The organism is Acuticoccus mangrovi (assembly GCF_016411865.1).
GTDB lineage: Bacteria > Pseudomonadota > Alphaproteobacteria > Rhizobiales > Amorphaceae > Acuticoccus > Acuticoccus mangrovi.
Window position 1 is genome coordinate 280994 of the sequence record NZ_JAEKJA010000001.1, and the last position, 18642, is coordinate 299635.

Consider the following 18642-nt stretch of genomic DNA (forward strand, 5'->3'; position numbering starts at 1 on the left):
CGGCGCCCATCAGAGGCGCGGGTCCGCGGCGTCGAGGCCCGCCTCGTCGCCGCGCGGCAGGATGCGCGCGTCCGAAGGGTCGATGGCGATCCCCACCGTCGCTCCTTCGGCGATCACCTCCTCGTGCTCGGCATCGGTGGCGAGAAGCGCGCCGATCGGCGTGTCCACCCGGTACTCGGCCACCGCGCCGAGGTAAGACGCGCGGTGGATGGTGCCGCGGATCATCGCCTCGCCGGGCTCGCGGACGAGGCGCATGTGCTCCGGCCGCAGCACCACGTCGACGGCGGTGCCGGGGGCAAGGTCGGTGGTGAGCGTCAGCCCGTCGAGCCGCACCACCCCGTCGGCGACCTCCGCACCCACCACGTTGGCATCGCCCATGAAGTCGGCGACGAAGGCGCTGTTGGGCGCCTCGTAGAGCGCGCGGGGGGCGCCCGCCTGGGCGATCCGGCCGTGGCGCATGACGATGATGCGGTCCGAGATCGCCATCGCCTCGGACTGGTCGTGGGTGACGTAGACCACCGTCAGGCCGAGGCGCTGCTGGAGATCGCGGATCTCCTCGCGCACCTGGCGGCGCAGCTTGGCATCGAGATTGGAGAGCGGTTCGTCGAAGAGGAGCACGTCGGGCTCGAGCACCAGCGCGCGGGCGACCGCGACGCGCTGCTGCTGACCGCCCGACAGCGCGCTCGGCAGCCGCTCTTCCAGCGCCTTGAGGCCGAGGATCTCGAGCTGACGCTTCGCCCGCTCGTGCGCCTCCCGCTTGGGCACCTTCTGCGCAACCAGTCCGTAGGCGACGTTGTCGATCACGTTCATGTGCGGAAACAGCGCGTAGGACTGGAACACCATCGCGATGTTGCGCCCGTTGGCGGGGACGCGCGAGACGTCCTTGCCGGCGATCAGGATGCGGCCGGAGGTGGGCATCTCGAGCCCCGCGATGAGGCGGAGCACGGTGGTCTTGCCGCAGCCCGACGGGCCGAGCAAGCTGACGAGCTCGTGCGTCTTCACGGTGAAGGCGATGTCCTTCACGGCCTCAAAGCGGCCGAACGCCTTGCCGACATTGTCGAAGATGAGGGCGCCTTCGCTCACGCTGTCTCCCTGGAGGTCTTGTCGTCGACGCGGCGGAACTCCACCCGGCTCAGGATGAGCTGCAGGAACGCCACGACGAGGATGAGGAGCACGATCAGGACCACGCTATAGGCGATCGCGCGCCCGTAGTTGGTGTTTTCCACCAGGCCGATGATGTAGGTCGTCGCCCAGTCGTAGCGCGGCGAGACCAGGAAGATGACCTGGGAGAGCGTGGTGACGGAGGCGACGAAGGCGTAGATGATCGCCGTCGCCACCGCCGGCTTGAGGAGCGGGAAGAGCACCCGCCGCAGCGTCATGCCCGGCCCCGCGCCCAGCGTGGTGGAGGCCTCGTCGAGCGAGGGGTCGAGCTGGGAGAACTGGGCAAGACCCACCCGCACGCCGATCGGCATGTTGCGCGAGATGAAGGCGATCACGAGGATGAAGGCCGTACCGGTGATCTCGATGGGCGGCGTGTTGAAGGCGAGCACGTAGGCGAGGCCGATCACGGTGCCGGGCATCGCAAAGCTCATCATCGCCGCGAACTCGAAGGTCCGCCGCCCCCTGAAGCGCCGCCGGGCGATGAGGTAGGCCATGAGGAGGCCGAGGGCGGCCGTCAACGGCGCGGCGAGGGTGGAGAGCATCAGCGTGGTGCCGAAGGAGTTCCACGCCCCGCCGGCCCAGACGAGCCCGTGGTCGCCGGCGATGACGTTGAAGGCGTCCACGTAGTTGGCGAGCGTCAGCGTGTAGTCGCGGCCCCATAGCGTGGCGAACGAGCCGAGAATGATGGTGCCGTAGACGGTGAGGATGAAGGCGCCCCAGAGGAGGGTGACGCCGACCACCGCCGCCTTGAGCGGTAGGGCGAGGCGGGCGGGTTGGCCGCCGTCGCCCTTGCCGGTGATCGTGACGAAGGAGGCGTTGCGCAGCCACAGCGTCTGCAACAGGAAGACGCCGAGCGAGATCACGAGAAGGATCACCCCGAGCCCCGCCGCCTCGCCGAGGTCGGCCTGGGCGCCGACGATCTTGAAGTAGATGCCCGAGGCGAGGACCTTGAAGCCGCCGCCGAGGATCAGCGGGTTGCCGAGGTCGGCGAGGCTTTCGATGAAGGTCAGCAGGAAGGCGTTGGCGAGCCCCGGCCGGATCAGCGGCAGCGTGACGGTGCGGAAGGTGCGCCAGCGCGAGGCGCGCAGCGTCGAGGCCGCCTCCTCGATGGACGGGCTGACCGAGACGAGCGTCGCGTGGATCACCATGAAGGCGAGAGGCGTCAGCCCAAGCGTCTGTGCGAGCCACACGCCCTGCGGTCCGTAGATCCAGCGCGAGGGGCGGATCTCGAACGCGTCCCACAGGAAGAGGGTGACCGAGCCCGAGCGGCCGAAGAGCAGGATGAGGGCGAGGCCCACCACGAACGGCGGCGTGACGAGCGGCAGCAGCGTGATGAGGCGAGCGGGTGTGGAGAAAGGCGTGCGGATGCGCGTGATGAAGAGGGCGGCGGCGAGGCCGAGGAGGGTGGTGGCGAGCCCCACCGCCACGCCGAGGCCGATGGAGTTCCACACCATGCCGCAGCGCCGCCCGCCGGTGAGGCAGGACAGGCCCCACACGTCCTTGCCGAGGAGATGGTCGGCGAGGCCGCCGGCGACGGAGCCCGCGGCGTCGGGCCGCAGCACCTCCTGAAACACCTGGGCGAGCGGGAAGAGCACGAACACCGCGAGCACGGCGGAGGCGAAGACGAGAAGATGGGTGCCGAAGGGGTCGCCGTCCATCACGCCGCGACGGGCGAGCGCGTCGCCCATCAGGCCGAGAAAGGCGAAGAAGGCGAGGGTGGCGCCCCAGCCGATGGCCGGTTGATTGGCGAGCGAGAGCGGGAGCTCGGCATCGTAGGGCAGGCCCGAAAGGCCGCCGGAGGCGAGGATCCACCCCGCCGCCGCAAGGCTCACGAGGAGCGTGGCGAGAGCGCTCGCCCGCGTGTCGAGAACGACGAAGGCGAGGACGGCGATTGCCGCCAGCGCCACCGGCCACACGGCCGCAAGGCCCGACAGGGCGAGGCCCAGAAGGCCGCCGGAGACGAACCCGCCCGGGCCGTCGGCATACCAGGGCAGGAGGCTCGCCACGAGGATCGTGACGAGCCACAGGAAAGAGGGTCGCAACACGTCGCGCCTAAAGGGTCAGGAGGTCAGCGCTGCGAGCCGATCTCGTCGTCCCACCGCTTCAGGAGGTGAGAGCGCGTCTCCGCCGAGCCGTACTTGGCGAAGTCGTAGTCGATGAGCTTGGTGTCCTCGAGCTTCGGCGCCTCGGGCGGCGGGGCGACGGCCTTGTTCGCCTGGATCTGATAGGCACCGGCTTCGAGGGCGCGCGACTGCGCCTTCGCCGTCAGCGCCCAGTCGTAGAACTGCTTGGCGAGCTCGGGGTCGGGCGCGTTGGCGATGATGCTCATCGAGCCGATCTCGTAGCCGGTGCCGTCGGACGGGGCGACGGCCTTCACCGGGAAGCCGGCGGCGGCCTGCTGGATCACGTCGTGCAAAAAGGCAATGCCGATGCCGGTCTCGCCGAGCGCCGCGGCGCGGATGCCGGCGGTGCCGGACTGGGTGTACTCGGAGATGTTGTCGTCGATGCGCTTCAGGAACTCGAACGCCTCGTCCTCGCCGTAGAGCTGCACCAGCGTGGCGAGCGCGGTGTAGGCGGTGCCCGAGGTGTTGGGGTTGGCGACCTGGATCTCGCCTTCGTAGTCGGGGTTCTCGAGATCGGACCAGGCGAGCGGGGGCTTGAGGCCCATGCGGTCGAAGAACTCGGTATTGTAGCCCCAGCCGAGCACGCCGGAATAGATGCCGACGGTCTTGTGGTCGGCGGTCTCGTACTGCTCGATCGCCCAATCCTGGAGCTGGTCGATGTTCGGCGATTCGTAGGCTTCGGTCAGATCCTCGGACGCGGCCTGGATGTGAGCGTCGCCCGAGCCACCCCACCACACGTCCGCCTGCGGGTTCGACGCCTCGGCGCGGATCTGGGCGAGGGCGGCGCCGGTGTCCTTGCGCTGCATGGCGACGTCGACGCCGGTATCGGCGGTGAAGGCGGCGGCGGTCGCTTCGCACCAGGACTGCTGCACCGAGCAGTACATCACGAGCTCGTCGGCGCTCGCCGCACCGGCGAACGCCACGAGGCCGACGGCGGTCAGCGCGGCACGGTTGAGACCCTTGGGCATCTTGTTCCTCCTCTCAGGCTTTGGCACCCGAACCGACGAAAGGTTGTTCCCTCTCGTCATCGTTATCATTATCGTTATCGAGATTGCCGCAATCTGCAACCCCCTTCCCACCGAGAGGATCCGATGAGCGTCATCGAGAGCGTCGCCGTCACCGAGTTCGAGTATGTCGTGGAGGACCTCGCCCTCGACGACGGCGGCTTCAACATCGTCTGCGCCCCCGGGCAGCGCCACCGCATGACGCGTCACGCCATCGTGATCCGCGACAGCGACGGGGTGAGCGGGGAATACGTGGTGGGATGGGGCGGCACGCCCGGCGCCATGGCGCAGGTCCATCAGCTCGCCCCCCAGCTCATCGGCCGCGATCCGCTGCACCGCGAGGCGATCTACGCCCACTTCCGCTACGGCCTGCGCCAGACCGACATGATGGGCATCGGCCTCATCGACATCTGCCTGTGGGATCTCGCCGGCAAGCGCTTCGGCGCGTCCGTCGCCACCCTTCTCGGCGGCGACAAGACCGCCGTGCCCGCCTATGCGAGCACCATCCACGGCGACCGCAACGGGCGCCTGTCGAGCTCCGAGGCCTATGTGGACTTCTGCGCCGAGTGCCAGTCGCTCGGCTACACGGGCTTCAAGGTGCACGGCTTTTCGGAGGGCGACCCGGAGGAGGAGGCGACCACCGTGCGACTCCTCGGCAACCGCTTCGGCGGCGAGATGAAGCTGATGCTCGACCCCTCGTGCGATCTCAGGACCTTCTCGGCCGCCCTCACCGTGGGGCGGGCCTGCGACGAGGCGAACTTCATGTGGCTCGAAGACCCTTATCGCGACAACGGCGTCTCGCAGCACGGGGCGAACCGGCTGAAATCCTTCATCAAGACGCCGCTTCTGATGACCGAGCACGTGCGCGGGCTGGAGCAGAAGGCCGACTTCATCGTGGCGGGTGCCACCGACTATGTGCGCGCCGATCCCGAGTTCGACCTCGGCATCACCGGCACGATGCGCATCGCCCACCTCGCCGAATCCTTCGGCCTCGACGTGGAGCTGCACTCGCCGGGCCCCGCCCAGCGCCACGCGATGGCGGCGATCCGCAACACCAACTTCTACGAATCGACCCTCGTGGGGCCGGGCATGAAGAACGCCCTGCCACCCATCTACACCTGCGGCTATTCCGACGATCTCGATGCGATCTCGCCCGACGGCACCTTCCCCGTGCCGACCGGGCCGGGCCTCGGCGTGAGCTATGACTGGGAGCGCATCGCCCGCTCCAAGGTGTCGGAGCGTCACTTCGGCAAGGCTTGAGGCCCTACCAGCGGGGTGGGGTGAGGGTGGCGATGGCGGCGTGAGTGCCGCGGCGCGTCACGCTGTCGGCGGCCGAGCGCATGGCCGCCGCGAGGGCGCGGCGAAGGTCCACCCCGAGCGCGATCCCGGCGGCGAGGGTGCCGGCGAAGGCGTCCCCCGCACCCGTGGTGTCGACCGGGTCGACGGTCGGGGCCGGCAGCACCGTGCAGCCGCCGGCTTCCCATAGGAGCGCGCCGCGGGCGCCGCGCGTCACCACCAGGCGCGCGACCCCCTTCGGCGGATGCCGTCCGTCGGCGACCGGCGCACCGAAGAGGGCCACCGCCTCGTCCTTGTTCGCGACCATCACGTCGGCGAGGCCGAGAAGCGGGCCGGGGTCGAGGGGAGGGGCGACGTTGAGGATGCTCACGAGGCCGCGCGCCCGGCCGCGGGCGAGGGCGGCACGGGTCGCCGCATCGGTGAGGCCCGGCTGCATCAGGAGGACGTCGCCCGCCTGCGTCCCGTCGACGGCGTGCGCCGCCTCCGCCTCGCTCACCGAATGGGCGCATTCGGTCGTGCTGACGACGATGTTCTCGCCGCCGTCCTCCACCAGAATGATCGAGTGGTCGGTGGCGAGCGGTCGGGGCCACCAGCGGACGGTGAGCCCGTCGTGGCCGGCGAGGGCGGCGGCCAGCATCTCGGCCTCGCGATCCCGCCCCACCGGCGCATGGAACACCACGCGCGCGCCGGCCCGGGCGGCGGCGACGGCCTGATTGAGACCCTTGCCGCCGCAATCGCGATGCGGCCGGCCGGCGAGCCGCGTCTCACCGGACCGCGGCAGGCGGTCGACGCGATAGATGATGTCGACGGCCGCGTTTCCGACGACGTGAACGCCCCGGCTCATCGGCGATTCCGCGGTGCGCGGATGAGAATCTGTCCGCGGCGGTCATGTTTTCGCACCCCGGTCACAGGCATTCAGAATGAAATCTTGTTCATGATTTGCCGCTTGCATCGACCGAAAAGGCCAGAGTTCCGCCACAATCGTCCACCTTGACTGTCTTCGGGGACCGCAGCCAGGGAAAAACGGCATTTTACAAGGCCTTTACATATCCCTTGCTTCAACACGCACAGTGTGGGGACGACAGGAGCCATGATCGACGTCAGTTTCACCGATATCAACAATTGGGGCGCGGGATTCCAAGGCGAATTCAAGCTTTCGAACAGCGGGTCGGCCGTGTCCGGCTGGTTGCTGTCCTTTACCGCGAATTTCGAGATTTCTCAGATCTGGGGCGCACGCATCGTGTCCCATGTGGGCGACACCTACGTGGTGGAGAATCTGTCCTGGAACGCGACGATCGGCAGCGGGTCGGAGATCTCCTTCGGCTTCATCGGCCGCGCCGACGGGGCGACGCCCGCGGTCGATGAGATCGCCGTCAACGACGAGCCCGTCGATGATGTCCCGGACCTGCCGGTCCTCACCGTCGACGACGTGGTGGTCGCCGAGGATGGCGGGAGCGCCACCCTCACGGTACGGCTCGACGAGGCGGCCGACGGCCCTGTCAGCGCCGACTACCGGACCGTGACCGGGACCGCCGGCGCCGCCGACTTCACCGGCACGAGCGGCACGCTGACCTTCGCCGCCGGCGAGACCACCGCCGAGATCGTGGTGGCGATCACCGACGACGGCGAGATCGAGGCCGACGAAGGCTTCACCCTCGTTTTCGAGAATGCCGACGGGGCGGAGATCGGCGACGGCGAGGCGACGGTGACGATCGTGAGCGAGGACGTCGCCCCGCCGCCGTCGATCACCATCGAGGCGTCGCAGGCGGTCGCCGAGGGCGACGTCGAGACCGGCGCCGCGGCCGGCTGGTTCTCGACGTCCGGATCGGACATCGTCGATGCGAACGGCGACGTCGTGCGTCTCACCGGCGTCAACTGGTTCGGGGCGGAGACCACGCGCATGGCGCCGGACGGTCTCCACACCCGCAACTGGCAGGACATGATGGATCAGATGGCCGATCTCGGCTTCAACACCATCCGTCTGCCGTTCTCCAACGACGCGCTGCGCGACGGGGCCACGCCGTCGGGGATCAACTACGCGCTGAACCCCGACCTCGCGGGGCTCTCGCCGATCGAGATCATCGACAAGATCGTCGACTATGCCGGCGAGATCGGCATGCGCATCATCCTCGACAATCACCGCAACGCCGCCGGCGACGGGGCGTCGAGCAACGGCCTGTGGTACGGCGAGGGCTACTCCCAGGACGACTGGATCGCCGATTGGCAGATGCTGGCGGAGCGCTACGCGGACGATCCGACCGTCGTCGGCCTCGACCTCTCCAACGAGCCGCATTCGGCGACGTGGGGCGACGGCAATCTCGCCACCGACTGGCGGCTCGGCGCCGAGGCGGCGATCGAGGCGATCCACGCCGTCAACCCCGAGGTGCTGGTGCTCGTGGAAGGCATCGGCGGCGACTATTGGTGGGGCGGCAACCTTAAGGGCGTCGCCAGCGCCCCGATCCGGCTCGACGCGACCGACAAGCTCGTCTACTCGCCCCACGCCTACCCGAACTCGATCTACAGTCAGCCTTGGTTCTCCGATCCCGACTTTCCCGACAACCTGACCGACAAATGGGACGAGAACTGGGGCTATATCGCCAAGGAGGGCATCGCTCCCGTGCTCCTCGGCGAGTTCGGCTCGCGCCTCGAGGACGCGAAGGACGTCGCCTGGTTCGACGAGATGGTGCCCTATCTGGAGGAGAACGGGCTCTCCTTCACCTACTGGTCGTGGAACCCCAATTCCGGCGACACCGGGGGCATCCTCGCCGACGACTGGACCACCGTGGTCGAGGCCAAGATGGATCTCCTCGAGGCCGCCCTCGGCGACGCGTTGCCGACGGATGGCGGCACCGTCGACACCACCACGGTGGCGATCGCGGTCAGCCTCTCGGAGGCGGCGAGCCACAGCGTGAGCGTCGACTACGCGACGGTGGACGGCACGGCGATCGCCGGCGTGGACTACGAAGCGACGAGCGGCACGGTCACCTTCGATCCCGGCGAGACGACGGTGATCATCGAGGTCGACGTCCTGCGCGACGGCGTCGCCGAGGACGATCGCAGCTTCGACGTGGTGCTGTCCGACCCGGACGGGGGCGAGCTCGACGGCGCCCGCACCACGATCACGATCCTCGACGACGACGAGGAAGGTGGCGGCGAGGAGACGCCCGACGCCGTCCCCGTCGTTTCCATCGCCGGCCTCGAGGTGGAGGAGGGTGACGGCACGGCCTATGTCCGCCTCACGCTCGACGGCGCGGCGAGCGAGGACGTCGCCGTGACGGTCGCCGCGAGCGGCGGCAGCGCCGATGGTGACGACTTCGACATCGGCAGCGGGGCGGTGCTCTTCGCCGCCGGCGAGACCGAGGCGTTCCTCGCCGTGAACCTCGTCGACGACGACGAGGTGGAGGGCACGGAGACGGCGACGCTCCGCCTCACCGGGGCCGACGGGGCGACGATCGGCGACGACCGCGCGACGCTGACGATCCTCGACAACGACGAGGCGGCGCCGCCCGAGGAAGGCGACGCCAACGGCGACGGCGTCTATTCGGTGATCAGCGTGCGCGACAGCTGGAGCAGCGGCTTCGTCGCCGACGGCACGGTGTTCAACGAGAGCGGCGCCGGTATCGACGGCTGGACGGTCAGCTTCGCCCTCGACGGAGAGATCGTGAACATCTGGAACGCCGCGATCGTCTCCCACACCGGCGACACCTACGTGATCGGCAGCCTCGGATATAACGACAGCGTCGCAAGCGGCGGCTCCACCGGGTGGGGCTTCCAGGCGCAGGGCCTCTCCGATTCGATCACGGTCGGCGACGTCATCCTGTGACGGGGCGGGCGGCGGCGCCTTCGGGGATGCCGCCGCCCGTCGCGCGGGCGAGGTCGCTCCGCGGCGGCGCGCCGAAGAGGCGCGAGTAGTCGCGGCTGAAGTGGGTGGGGCTCTCGTAGCCCACGGCGAAGGCGCTGCTCGCGACGCCGTGGGTGCCCGCCATCAGGAGCCGCCGCGCCTCGATGAGGCGCAGCCGCTTCTGATACTGCAGCGGACTGGTGCCGGTGACGCCGCGGAAGTGGTTGTGGAAGGCCGACGCGCTCATCCCCGCCTGCGCGGCGAGCTCGCCGATCGACAGGCGGCGGGCGATGTCGGTGCGGATCGTCGCGATGGTGCGCACGATGCGCGTCGCGTGGCTGTCGGCCCGGGTGAGGTCGCGCAGCATGCCGCCATGGCCGGCGGCGAGGAGCCAATAGTGGATCTCGCGAACCGCGAGGGGGGCGAGGACGGGAGCGGCCTCCGGCGTTTCGGTAAGGGCGAAGAGGCGGCTCATGGCGGCGACGGCGCCCGCGTCCGCGGTGTCGGCGGCGACGGAGGCGCCCCCTTCGGCCGCCCCGCCGATGCCGGTTTCGGCGGCGAGGTCGCGGATGATCCCCATGTCCACGCGCAGCGCGACGGCGAGATAGGGGCGGGCAAGGCTCGCCTCCGTGACGCGCGAGATCGCCGGCAGATCCACGCTGACGATCAGCGACTGGCCGGTGCCGAAGCGCACGGGCCCATCCTCCAGCACGAGCTCTTTGGCGCCTTGGAGAACTAGGCAGAACACGGGGTGGTAGAGGGTGGCCGCGATGTCGCGCGCCTCGGTGGCCCGCATCACCGTGAGACCGGCGATCGACGTTGCAAAGGGCTGCGCGCCGGCGATCCCGTGGGCCTCGGCGAAGGCGGCAACTCTCTCGGTGAACGTCGCAAGCGTCATGGTCCTCTCCATCGACTGCCTGGAACGTGGGTGGTGGAGGGGGGACGATCAATCCTTCTGGAGGATCGGGCAGGTCCTTGCGACGATGCGGCAGGCGAAGACGCCCGCCGTGCCCCACATCGATGTCATCCGACCGAGGAGATATCGACCATGACACAGAAGATCGCGCTCATTACCGGTGGCAGCCGCGGGCTTGGCCGCAACGCCGCGCTCCATCTCGCCAGGCACGGCGTCGACGTGATCCTCACCTACAACAGCCGCGCCGACGAGGCCGAGGCTGCCGTCGCCGAGGTGGAGGCGGCGGGCGCCCGCGCCGTCGCGCTTCAGCTCAACACCGGCGACACCAGCACCTTCCCCGCCTTCGTGGCGACGCTGAAGGAGACGCTCGAGGCCACCTTCGGCCGCGACACCATCGACTTCCTGGTGAACAACGCCGGCACCGGCCTCCACAAGACCTTCGCCGAGACCACCGAGGCCGAATTCGACGTCTTGATGAACATCCACCTCAAGGGCGTGTTCTTCCTCACCCAGGCGCTGTTGCCCGTGATCGTCGACGGTGGGCGCATCGTGAACCTTTCCACCGGGCTCACCCGCTTCACGCTGGGCGTCTACGCCGCCTATGCCTCGATGAAGGGCGCCGTCGAGGTTCTGACGCGCTACCTCGCGAGGGAGCTCGGCCCGCGCGGGATCACGGTGAACGCCATCGCCCCCGGCGCCACCGCCACCGACTTCGCGGGCGGTGCGGTGCGCGACAACCCCGCCGTCAATCAGATGGTGAAGGAGGCCACCGCAATGGGCCGCGTCGGTCAGCCGGACGACATCGGTGGCGCCATCGCGAGCCTCCTCACCGGCGAGAATGGCTGGGTGACGGGTCAGCGCATCGAGGCGTCCGGCGGTCAGTCGCTCTGATCGGGAGCCGGCGGCGGGCTGTCGGAGCGGAAGCGGACGCGCTAGCCTCTCCCATCGGAGGTGGCGATGCGCGTTGTGATCTGCGGCGGCGGTATCATCGGGGCGGCGACGGCCTACTACCTCGCCGCCCGCGGGATCGGGGCGACCATCGTGGAGCGGACCGCTCTCGCGGCCGCGGCGTCCGGTAAATCCGGCGGCTTCCTGGCGCGCGACTGGTGCGAGGGGACGCCCGTCGCCCCGCTCGCCCGCCGCAGCTTCGATCTTCATGCCGAGCTTGCGAATGCGCTCGGCGGTGGGCGGTGGGGCTACCGCGCCCTCGACACCTACGCCGGCGCGGACCCCGGCGGCGCGGCCGCGGGCGAGCCCCAACTCGCCTGGATCGCCCCGCAGGTGCGCCTGGAGGGGCGGATCGGCACCCCGGCGACCACCCGCCAGGTGCATCCGCGCCGGCTGACCGAAGCGCTCGCCGAAGCCGCCTGCGCCCGCGGCACCCGCATCGTGACGGCGACCGTCGCGGGGATCGCGACGCAGGACGGCGCCGTCCGCGGCGTCGACCTCGCCGACGGGCAGAGGCTCCCCGCCGACAAGGTGGTGGTGGCGATGGGGCCCTGGTCCATCCTCCTCGCCGGCTCGCTGCCGCTTCCGGCCGTCTACGGCATCAAGGGGCACAGCCTGGTGTTCGATACGGGCGATCAGGTGCCGCCCGAGGCGCTGTTCCTCGAAGCGCGGGAGGCGGGCGGCGGCGTCGAGACGCCGGAAATCTTTCCCCGCCCCGACGGCACCACCTATATCTGCGCTCTCTCCAGCGACGCGCCGCTCCCCGTCGACCCAGCCGCGGTCGATGGTGACGAGGGGGCGTTCGACCGCCTCCACGCGATCTGCTGCCAGCTGTCGCCGGTGTTGGCGCGGGCGAAGGTGCTGGCGCGGCAAGCGTGCCACCGTCCGGTCGCCGTGGACGGGCTGCCGCTGATCGGTCCGGTCCCGGGCGTCGAGGGCGCTTACCTCGCCACCGCCCACAGCGTCTGGGGCATCCTGAACGGCCCGGCGACGGGCGAGGCGATGGCGGCGCTCCTCGTGGACGAGGCCCCCGCCGTCAACCTCGCCGCCTTCGATCCCGGGCGGCTGCGGCCCCTCGACCTCTCGGAGATCACGACGCGTTGAGCGCGGCACGACGCCGCTAGAATGCGTTTAGGAACAGTGGAGCCGGCTTTTCGCTCGGAACGCGCGCCGACAAGGAAACTGGAGCCGGTGCGATGAACGCGAGTTCATTGAGCCGGCTCCAGGTTGATCCAACCTGAGCGGCAAGCGCGCTAGAAGCGGAAGACGCTGTTGGCGGCTTCGCGCGTCTCGTCCTTGGTGCGCATCTCCGTGTCGATCCGCTCCGCCTCGGCGAGGCAGGCGGCCTTCAGCTCGGCAAGCTCGCGTACCGACAGGCGGGACAGGTCGTCGCCCAAGGTGTGGGACTGTGTACCTGGGGCTTTTCCCGCGAGGGGCTCATCGTCCATGGTCACCTCCATCCGTGCCGAAGCCTATCGTTTTCGGCACCAGAGTTCGAGGGGTCTGAAATGACTATTGAAACCATGATGCGCGCCGTGACCGCTCCCGTGCCGGGCGGACCGGATGTGCTCGCCATCGACGATCATCCGACCCCAGCGCCCGGCCCCACCGAGTTGCTCGTGAAGGTGGCCGCCGCCGGCGTGAACCGTCCCGACTGCATTCAGCGCAGCGGCAACTATCCGCCCCCGCCGGGGGTCACGCCGATCCTCGGGCTGGAGTTCGCCGGCACGGTGGTCGCCGTCGGCCGCGCCGCGACGCGCTACAAGGTGGGCGACGAGGTGACCGCCCTCGTTCCCGGCGGCGGCTATGCCGAGTATTGCGCGGTCGACGAGGCGAACGCGCTACCCGTGCCCAAGGGCCTCAGCCTCGCGGAGGCGGCGGCGCTGCCCGAGACCTACTTCACCGTGTGGACCAACGTGTTCGACCGCGGCAAGCTGAAGGCCGGCGAGTGGTTCATGGTGCACGGCGGCACCTCCGGCATCGGCACCACCGCGATCCAGCTCGCCAAGCTCTTCGGCGCCAAGGTGATCGCGACGGCCGGCTCGCCGGAAAAGTGCGCCGCCTGCGAGGCGCTCGGCGCCGACCGGGCGGTCAACTACAACGCCGAGGACTTCGTGAGCGTCGCCAAGGAGGTGACCGGGAGCGGCGTGAACCTCACCCTCGACATGGTCGGCGGCGACTATGTGGAGCGGAACTGGAAGGCCGCCGCCGTCGAGGGGCGCATCGTGCAGATCGCGACGCTCAACGGGCCGTCGGAGGCGAATTTCAGCTACGTCATGCAGAAGCGGCTGGTGCATACGGGCTCGACGCTGAGAGCGCGCGACGTCGCCTTCAAGGCGGAGATCGCGGCCGCGCTCAAGGAGCACGTGTGGCCGCTCATCGAGGCCGGCAAGGTGAAGCCCGTGATGGATAGGAGCTTCGCCCTCGCCGACGCCGCCGAGGCCCATCGGCGCATGGAATCGAGCAAGCATATCGGCAAGATCGTCCTCACCGTCTGACGCCGCCGCACGCCGCCCGATCGCGGCGGCGCGCGACCGTTCGGCCATGCCCTCGCCGGGACATCTTCGGGCCCGGCGGGGGCGTGTCGCCCGCTTTCCGCCCCTCCGATCGATGATCCCGGCAAAGCGGTGGGCAAGGCGGTTCGTGTTTGCGTCGCCGGCAGGGGAGGCCTATATCTACCCCGTTCCCGAAAATCCCGTGACACGTCCCGGGTTCTCCCGCCTCTGGCGCGAGAGCACAAGGAGGATCCATGCAAGCTGACCCCGATACGCCTTTGATGCCGAAGGCGACCGCCGTCTGGCTGGTGGACAACACTTCGCTCACTTTCGAGCAGATCGCGGCCTTCTGCCGGCTGCATCCGCTCGAGGTGGGCGCCATCGCCGACGGTGATGCGGCACAAGGCATCAAGGGCGCCGACCCGATCCAGACCGGGCAGCTGACCCGGCAGGAGATCGAGAAGGCCGAGGCCGACCCGGCCTATCGCCTCAAGCTGTCGAAACCGAAGACCATCGTTCCGGAGCTGAAGCGCAAGGGTCCGCGCTACACGCCGGTGTCGAAGCGCCAGGATCGGCCGAACGCCATCCTTTGGCTGCTGCGGCACCACCCGGAGATGAAGGAGTCGGCGATCATCCGTCTCGTCGGCACCACCAAGACGACGATCCACGCGATTCGCGACCGCACGCACTGGAACTCGGCCAACCTTCAGCCCGTCGACCCGGTGACGCTCGGTCTGTGCTCCCAGATCGACCTCGATCGCGAGGTGGATGTGGCGGCCCGCGAGGCGGGGATCACGCAGCCCACCGTCATCCCGGGCCTCGGCGAGCAGCCCGACGCGCTGATGCCGGTGGAGGAGAGCCTCGACGCCCAGGAGGAGGACGATCACCGCCGCTCCAACGAGCGCTACGACCCCGAGGCCGTGTTCTCCGGCCTCCAGGCCTGGAAGAAGGGCGAGCGGCACCACGACGAGGACGACGACGACTGAGGCTTGCGGCGGGGCGCTGGTCGCCCCGCTCCGCCACCCACACCGGCCGCCGCCGGTGATCGCTCAGCGCTGGGTGAGCTTCAGCTCGATGCGGCGGTTCTTCTCCAGCGCTTCGGGGCTGTCGCCCTCCACGAGCGGCTGGAACTCGCCGAAGCCCGCCGCCACCAGGCGGGACGGCGGCACCCCCTCGCTGATCAGATCTTGCACCACCGAGATGGCGCGGGCCGCCGACAACTCCCAGTTCGAGGCGTAGCGCCCGCCGCCCGACACGGGGCGGTTGTCGGTGTGACCGTCGACGCGCAGAACCCAGTCGATGTCGTCGGGGATCTCGGTGTCGAGCTGCTTCAGCTCGGCGGCGAGCTTGGCGAGCTCCTCCCGGCCGGCCGCGTTGAGCGAGGCCGAGCCCGTCGGAAACAGCACCTCCGACTGGAACACGAAGCGGTCGCCGACGACCTCGATGCCGGAGCGCTCGGCGAGGATGTCGCGCAGGCGGCCGAAGAAGTCGGAGCGGAAGCGGTTGAGGATCTGCACCCGCTGCGCCAGCGCCACGTTGAGGCGGCGGCCGAGGTCGGCGAGCTGCGTCTGGCTCTCTTCCCCGCGTGCCTCGGAGGCTTCCAGCGCCTCCTCGAGCGCGGCGATCTGGCGGCGTAGAGCGCGGAGCTGCTGGTTGAGGAGGGCGACGCGCGAGAGGGCGTCGGAGCCGAGATCCTTCTCGCTCTCGAGGCGGGCGCGCAGGCTGGCGATCTCCTCGTTGACCGCCTCCGAATTCTCCGTCTCGCCGGCGAGCTGGCCGCGAAGCTGGTCGCGCTGGGCCATCAGCGCATCGAGGCTCGCCTGCATCTCCGTCACCTCGTCGGCCTGCTCGCTGCTGCCGGCGCGCTCGAGCGCCAGGAGCTGCGACAGCTCCGCGATCTGCGCGTTGAGCCGCTCCAGCGCGCTCTCACGGCCGGACAGCTCCTGGCTCAGGAAGAACTGCGCCAGCATGAACAGCGACAACAGGAAGATGATGACGAGGAGCAGCGTCGCCATCGCGTCGACGAAGCCGGGCCAATAGTCGGCGCGGACCTCGCGGCGGCGGGATCGGAGCGGCATCGGACTCCCTCCCGCGTCAGGCGCGCTCGTCCTGCTCGAGCGCGCGATTGAGGCGGATCAGAAGCTCTTCGACGCGCTCGTTCTGGGCGGCCTGAGCCTCGGCCCAGTCGATCAGCACCTTCTGCTCCCGCCGCACATTCTTCACGATCGCCTGGATGCCTTCGGCAAGGCTCGCCATCGCCTTCACCTGGGCGCGGTCGCCGCCGTTCGCCGCCGCCCCGTTCTCCACGGTCTCGGCGAGGAGGTCGGCGAGGCGGTCCACCGAGCGCTGCAGCTCCACCGTGGCCTGGGCGGCGCCGGCGGCCACCTCCACGTCGTCGACGATGTCGGTGAGGGTGGAGAGCCAGTCCTCGAGCTCGGTGTAGAAGCGGTTCTGCGCCTGGCCGGCCTGGAGGTCGAGGAAGCCCACGATCAGCGATCCGGTGAGGCCGAAGAGGGAGGACGAGAACGCCGTTCCCATACCGCCGAGAGGGGCCTGGAGGCCGGCCTTGAGGTCCTGGAAGATCACCGCCGAATCGCCCGACGACACGTCGAGCGACTGGATGGTGGCGCCGACCGAGCTCACCGTCTGGAGGAGGCCGTAGAAGGTGCCGAGCAGCCCGAGGAACACCAGGAGACCGATGAGATAGCGCAGGATGTCGCGCTGCTCGTCGAGCCGCGTGCCGACGGTGTCGAGGATCGAGCGCATGGTGACGGCGCTCATCACGGTGTCGTTGACGCCGTCGCGCATCAGGGTGGCCATCGGCGCGAGGAGGCGTGGCTGGCGCCGGGCGACGGCGCCGGAGCGATAGCGGTTGACCCAGGCGACCTCGCGGAAGAGGCGCGTCACCATCACCACCGCGAGCAACACGCCGATGAGGCCGACGCCGATGATGAGGCCGTTGAGGATGGGGTTCGCCATGAAGGCGTCCGCCACCGTGACGATCTGAATGAAGATCAGAAACGCCACGAGGATGACGAACAGCACCATCCGCCAGAGATAGACCTGGGGGTAGGTCAGCCGATAGGGATCACGGTTGCGCGCCATGGGTCCAGCTTTAGCCGATGTTGGCCGGCAGGGGAACGCGGCATGCCGCAGCGCCCGGCCGGGCCGGAGCGCCACACTGGACCTCTCCACATGAACGAGGGCTTAGCGCCGACCCGTCAGGCCGCCTGATGGCGCACCGGCGGGCGCGGCGCGGCGGCGATCAGCTCGGCGGTGTAGGGGTGGGAGGGGTGCTCCATCACCTCCTCGGCGGTGCCGGCCTCCACCACCTCGCCGTCGCGCATCACCACCACGCGGTCGCACAGGAGGCGGACGACGTGGAGGTCGTGGCTGACGAAGAGATAGCTCATGCCGAGCTTCGCCCGAAGGTCGGCGAGGAGGTTCAGGACGACGGCCTGGATCGACACGTCGAGCGCGGCGGTGGGCTCGTCGAGGATGAGGAAGCGCGGGTTGACGGCGATCGCGCGGGCGATGCCGACGCGCGCCTTCTGCCCGCCGGAGAGCTGGTGGGGGAAGCGGTCGAGGAGGTGGCGCGGCAGGCCGACGAGGTCGGCGAGCTCGCGCACCCGGTCGATCCGCGCGCGGGAGGAGAGCTTGGCGAGGCGGCGGAGCGGCTCCTCGATGGATCGCTCGGCGGAGTGGCGCGGGTTGAGGCTGTCGGTCGCGTCCTGGAACACCATCTGGATCGAGGCGCGGCGCGGATCGCGGGCGAAGGCCTTGGCGGGCGTCTTCGCGAGGTCCTCGCCGGCGAACATGATGTGCCCCGACGTCGGGTCGAGGAGGCGCACCACCATCGAGGAGGTGGTGGACTTGCCGCAGCCCGATTCACCCACGAGCCCCACCGTCTCGCCGTCGTGGACGGTGAACGACACGCCCTTTACGGCATGGACCGGGCCGGACTTTCCCTCGAATGTCTTGACGAGGTCCTGGACGCGCAGGAGCGGTTCCGGGCTCGGCGTGTGGGTGAGCTCGGGCGTGCGCACCTCGGCCGGCAGCAGGCTGCGGATCGAGGCGCCGTCGCGCGGGGTCGCGTCCACCAGGCGGCGCGTATAGGCGTGCCGCGGCGCGGTGAAGACGTCGACGGAGCGGCCGGTCTCCACCACCTCGCCGTCCTTCATCACCGCGATCCGGTCGCAATATTGGGCGGCGAGGCCGAGGTCGTGGGTGATCACGATGGCGCTCATGCCGCGCTCGCGGATGAGCTGCGAGACGAGATCCATCACCGCCTTCTGGGTGGTGATGTCGAGGCCGGTGGTGGGCTCGTCGGCGATCAGCAGGCGCGGGTCGCACGCGAGGGCGAGCGCGATGACGATGCGCTGGCACATGCCGCCGGAGAGCTCGAACGGGTAGGCGTCGTAGCGCTTGGCGGCGTCGCGGATTTTCACCGCCTCCATCGCCTCGATGGCCTTGGCGCGGGCGGTGCCGCGCGTCGCCCGGTTGTGGCGGCGCAGCACGTCCTCGATCTGATGGCCGACCTTGCGGATCGGGTTCAGCGCCGACCGCGGGTTCTGGAAGATCATCGAGATCTCGCGGCCGCGGATATCGGCCATCTGCCGCTCCGGGGCATGGCGCAGATCGATGCCGCCATAGACGATGTCGCCGGCGCGGATCGAGCCGCCGGCGTCGAGGATGCGCAGCAGCGCGTAGGAGGTCACGGACTTGCCGGAGCCCGATTCGCCGACGATGCCGAGCGTCTCGCCGGCCTCGACGTGGAGGTCGATGCCGCGCACCGCCTCGACGGGCCCGCGGCGGGTGCGGAAGACGACTTTGAGGTCCTTGACCGAAAGCAGCATCG

At 69.6% G+C, this 18642-nt stretch carries 15 protein-coding genes; 6 read left to right on the forward strand and 9 right to left on the reverse strand.

Annotated elements, in window-relative coordinates; all coding sequences use genetic code 11:
• Positions 1-9: 9 nt before the first annotated feature.
• Genes JCR33_RS01335 through JCR33_RS01345 form a run of 3 tightly spaced genes read right to left on the reverse strand, consistent with a single transcriptional unit; the run spans position 10 to position 4252 of the window.
• Entirely contained in the window at positions 10-1083 is a 1074-nt protein-coding gene (locus JCR33_RS01335; protein WP_198880200.1) for an ABC transporter ATP-binding protein, read from the reverse strand.
• Complete coding sequence (locus JCR33_RS01340; RefSeq protein ID WP_211109993.1) at positions 1080-3206, reverse strand: ABC transporter permease; 2127 nt, start codon at positions 3204-3206, stop codon at positions 1080-1082. Before JCR33_RS01340 ends, JCR33_RS01335 begins: the two co-directional genes overlap by 4 nt.
• Before the next feature lie 23 nt (positions 3207-3229).
• Complete coding sequence (locus JCR33_RS01345; RefSeq protein ID WP_198880202.1) at positions 3230-4252, reverse strand: ABC transporter substrate-binding protein; 1023 nt, start codon at positions 4250-4252, stop codon at positions 3230-3232.
• A 123-nt stretch (positions 4253-4375) separates the two neighbouring features.
• On the opposite strand from JCR33_RS01345, the gene JCR33_RS01350 reads away from it, so the two are divergent.
• Complete coding sequence (locus JCR33_RS01350) at positions 4376-5548, forward strand: enolase C-terminal domain-like protein (protein WP_198880203.1); 1173 nt, start codon at positions 4376-4378, stop codon at positions 5546-5548.
• Positions 5549-5552: 4 nt separating this feature from the next.
• On the opposite strand, the gene JCR33_RS01355 is transcribed toward JCR33_RS01350, so the two are convergent.
• A complete protein-coding gene (locus tag JCR33_RS01355) occupies positions 5553-6428 on the reverse strand; it encodes a PfkB family carbohydrate kinase (RefSeq protein ID WP_198880204.1) in 876 nt (291 codons plus the stop codon).
• 246 nt (positions 6429-6674) lie between these two features.
• Between JCR33_RS01355 and JCR33_RS01360 the strand changes: the two genes are divergently transcribed.
• On the forward strand, positions 6675-9407 hold the full coding sequence (locus JCR33_RS01360) for a cellulase family glycosylhydrolase (RefSeq protein ID WP_198880205.1): 2733 nt from the start codon (positions 6675-6677) through the stop codon (positions 9405-9407).
• Here the strand turns inward: JCR33_RS01360 and JCR33_RS01365 are convergent.
• Positions 9397-10323 (reverse strand): AraC family transcriptional regulator, encoded by a 927-nt coding sequence (locus JCR33_RS01365; protein WP_198880206.1) that lies wholly within the window; start codon positions 10321-10323, stop codon positions 9397-9399. The two genes, JCR33_RS01360 and JCR33_RS01365, sit on opposite strands and share 11 nt — an antisense overlap.
• 150 nt (positions 10324-10473) lie before the next feature.
• Between JCR33_RS01365 and JCR33_RS01370 the strand changes: the two genes are divergently transcribed.
• Entirely contained in the window at positions 10474-11232 is a 759-nt protein-coding gene (locus tag JCR33_RS01370; RefSeq protein ID WP_198880207.1) for an SDR family NAD(P)-dependent oxidoreductase, read from the forward strand.
• A 66-nt stretch (positions 11233-11298) separates the two neighbouring features.
• The gene (locus JCR33_RS01375) at positions 11299-12393 is read left to right on the forward strand and encodes an NAD(P)/FAD-dependent oxidoreductase (RefSeq protein WP_198880208.1); all 1095 of its coding nucleotides are present in this window, start codon (positions 11299-11301) and stop codon (positions 12391-12393) included.
• Between the two features lie 149 nt (positions 12394-12542).
• Here JCR33_RS01375 and JCR33_RS01380 read toward each other — a convergent pair whose 3' ends face one another.
• Positions 12543-12737: a DUF1192 family protein gene (locus tag JCR33_RS01380; RefSeq protein ID WP_198880209.1), complete on the reverse strand. Its 195-nt coding sequence runs from the start codon at positions 12735-12737 to the stop codon at positions 12543-12545.
• A gap of 60 nt (positions 12738-12797) precedes the next feature.
• Between JCR33_RS01380 and JCR33_RS01385 the strand changes: the two genes are divergently transcribed.
• Both JCR33_RS01385 and JCR33_RS01390 read left to right on the forward strand, forming a co-directional pair.
• Positions 12798-13787 (forward strand): NAD(P)H-quinone oxidoreductase, encoded by a 990-nt coding sequence (locus JCR33_RS01385; protein WP_198880210.1) that lies wholly within the window; start codon positions 12798-12800, stop codon positions 13785-13787.
• 251 nt (positions 13788-14038) lie between these two features.
• Complete coding sequence (locus tag JCR33_RS01390) at positions 14039-14770, forward strand: DUF1013 domain-containing protein (protein WP_198880211.1); 732 nt, start codon at positions 14039-14041, stop codon at positions 14768-14770.
• A gap of 63 nt (positions 14771-14833) precedes the next feature.
• Here the strand turns inward: JCR33_RS01390 and JCR33_RS01395 are convergent, their stop codons facing one another.
• From JCR33_RS01395 to JCR33_RS01405, 3 genes are all read right to left on the reverse strand, one after another.
• A complete protein-coding gene (locus JCR33_RS01395) occupies positions 14834-15862 on the reverse strand; it encodes a peptidoglycan -binding protein (RefSeq protein ID WP_198880212.1) in 1029 nt (342 codons plus the stop codon).
• A 16-nt stretch (positions 15863-15878) separates the two neighbouring features.
• Complete coding sequence (locus JCR33_RS01400; protein ID WP_198880213.1) at positions 15879-16889, reverse strand: Frag1/DRAM/Sfk1 family protein; 1011 nt, start codon at positions 16887-16889, stop codon at positions 15879-15881.
• Positions 16890-17005: 116 nt separating this feature from the next.
• Positions 17006-18640 (reverse strand): dipeptide ABC transporter ATP-binding protein, encoded by a 1635-nt coding sequence (locus JCR33_RS01405; protein WP_211109994.1) that lies wholly within the window; start codon positions 18638-18640, stop codon positions 17006-17008.
• Between the last annotated feature and the right edge of the window lie 2 nt (positions 18641-18642).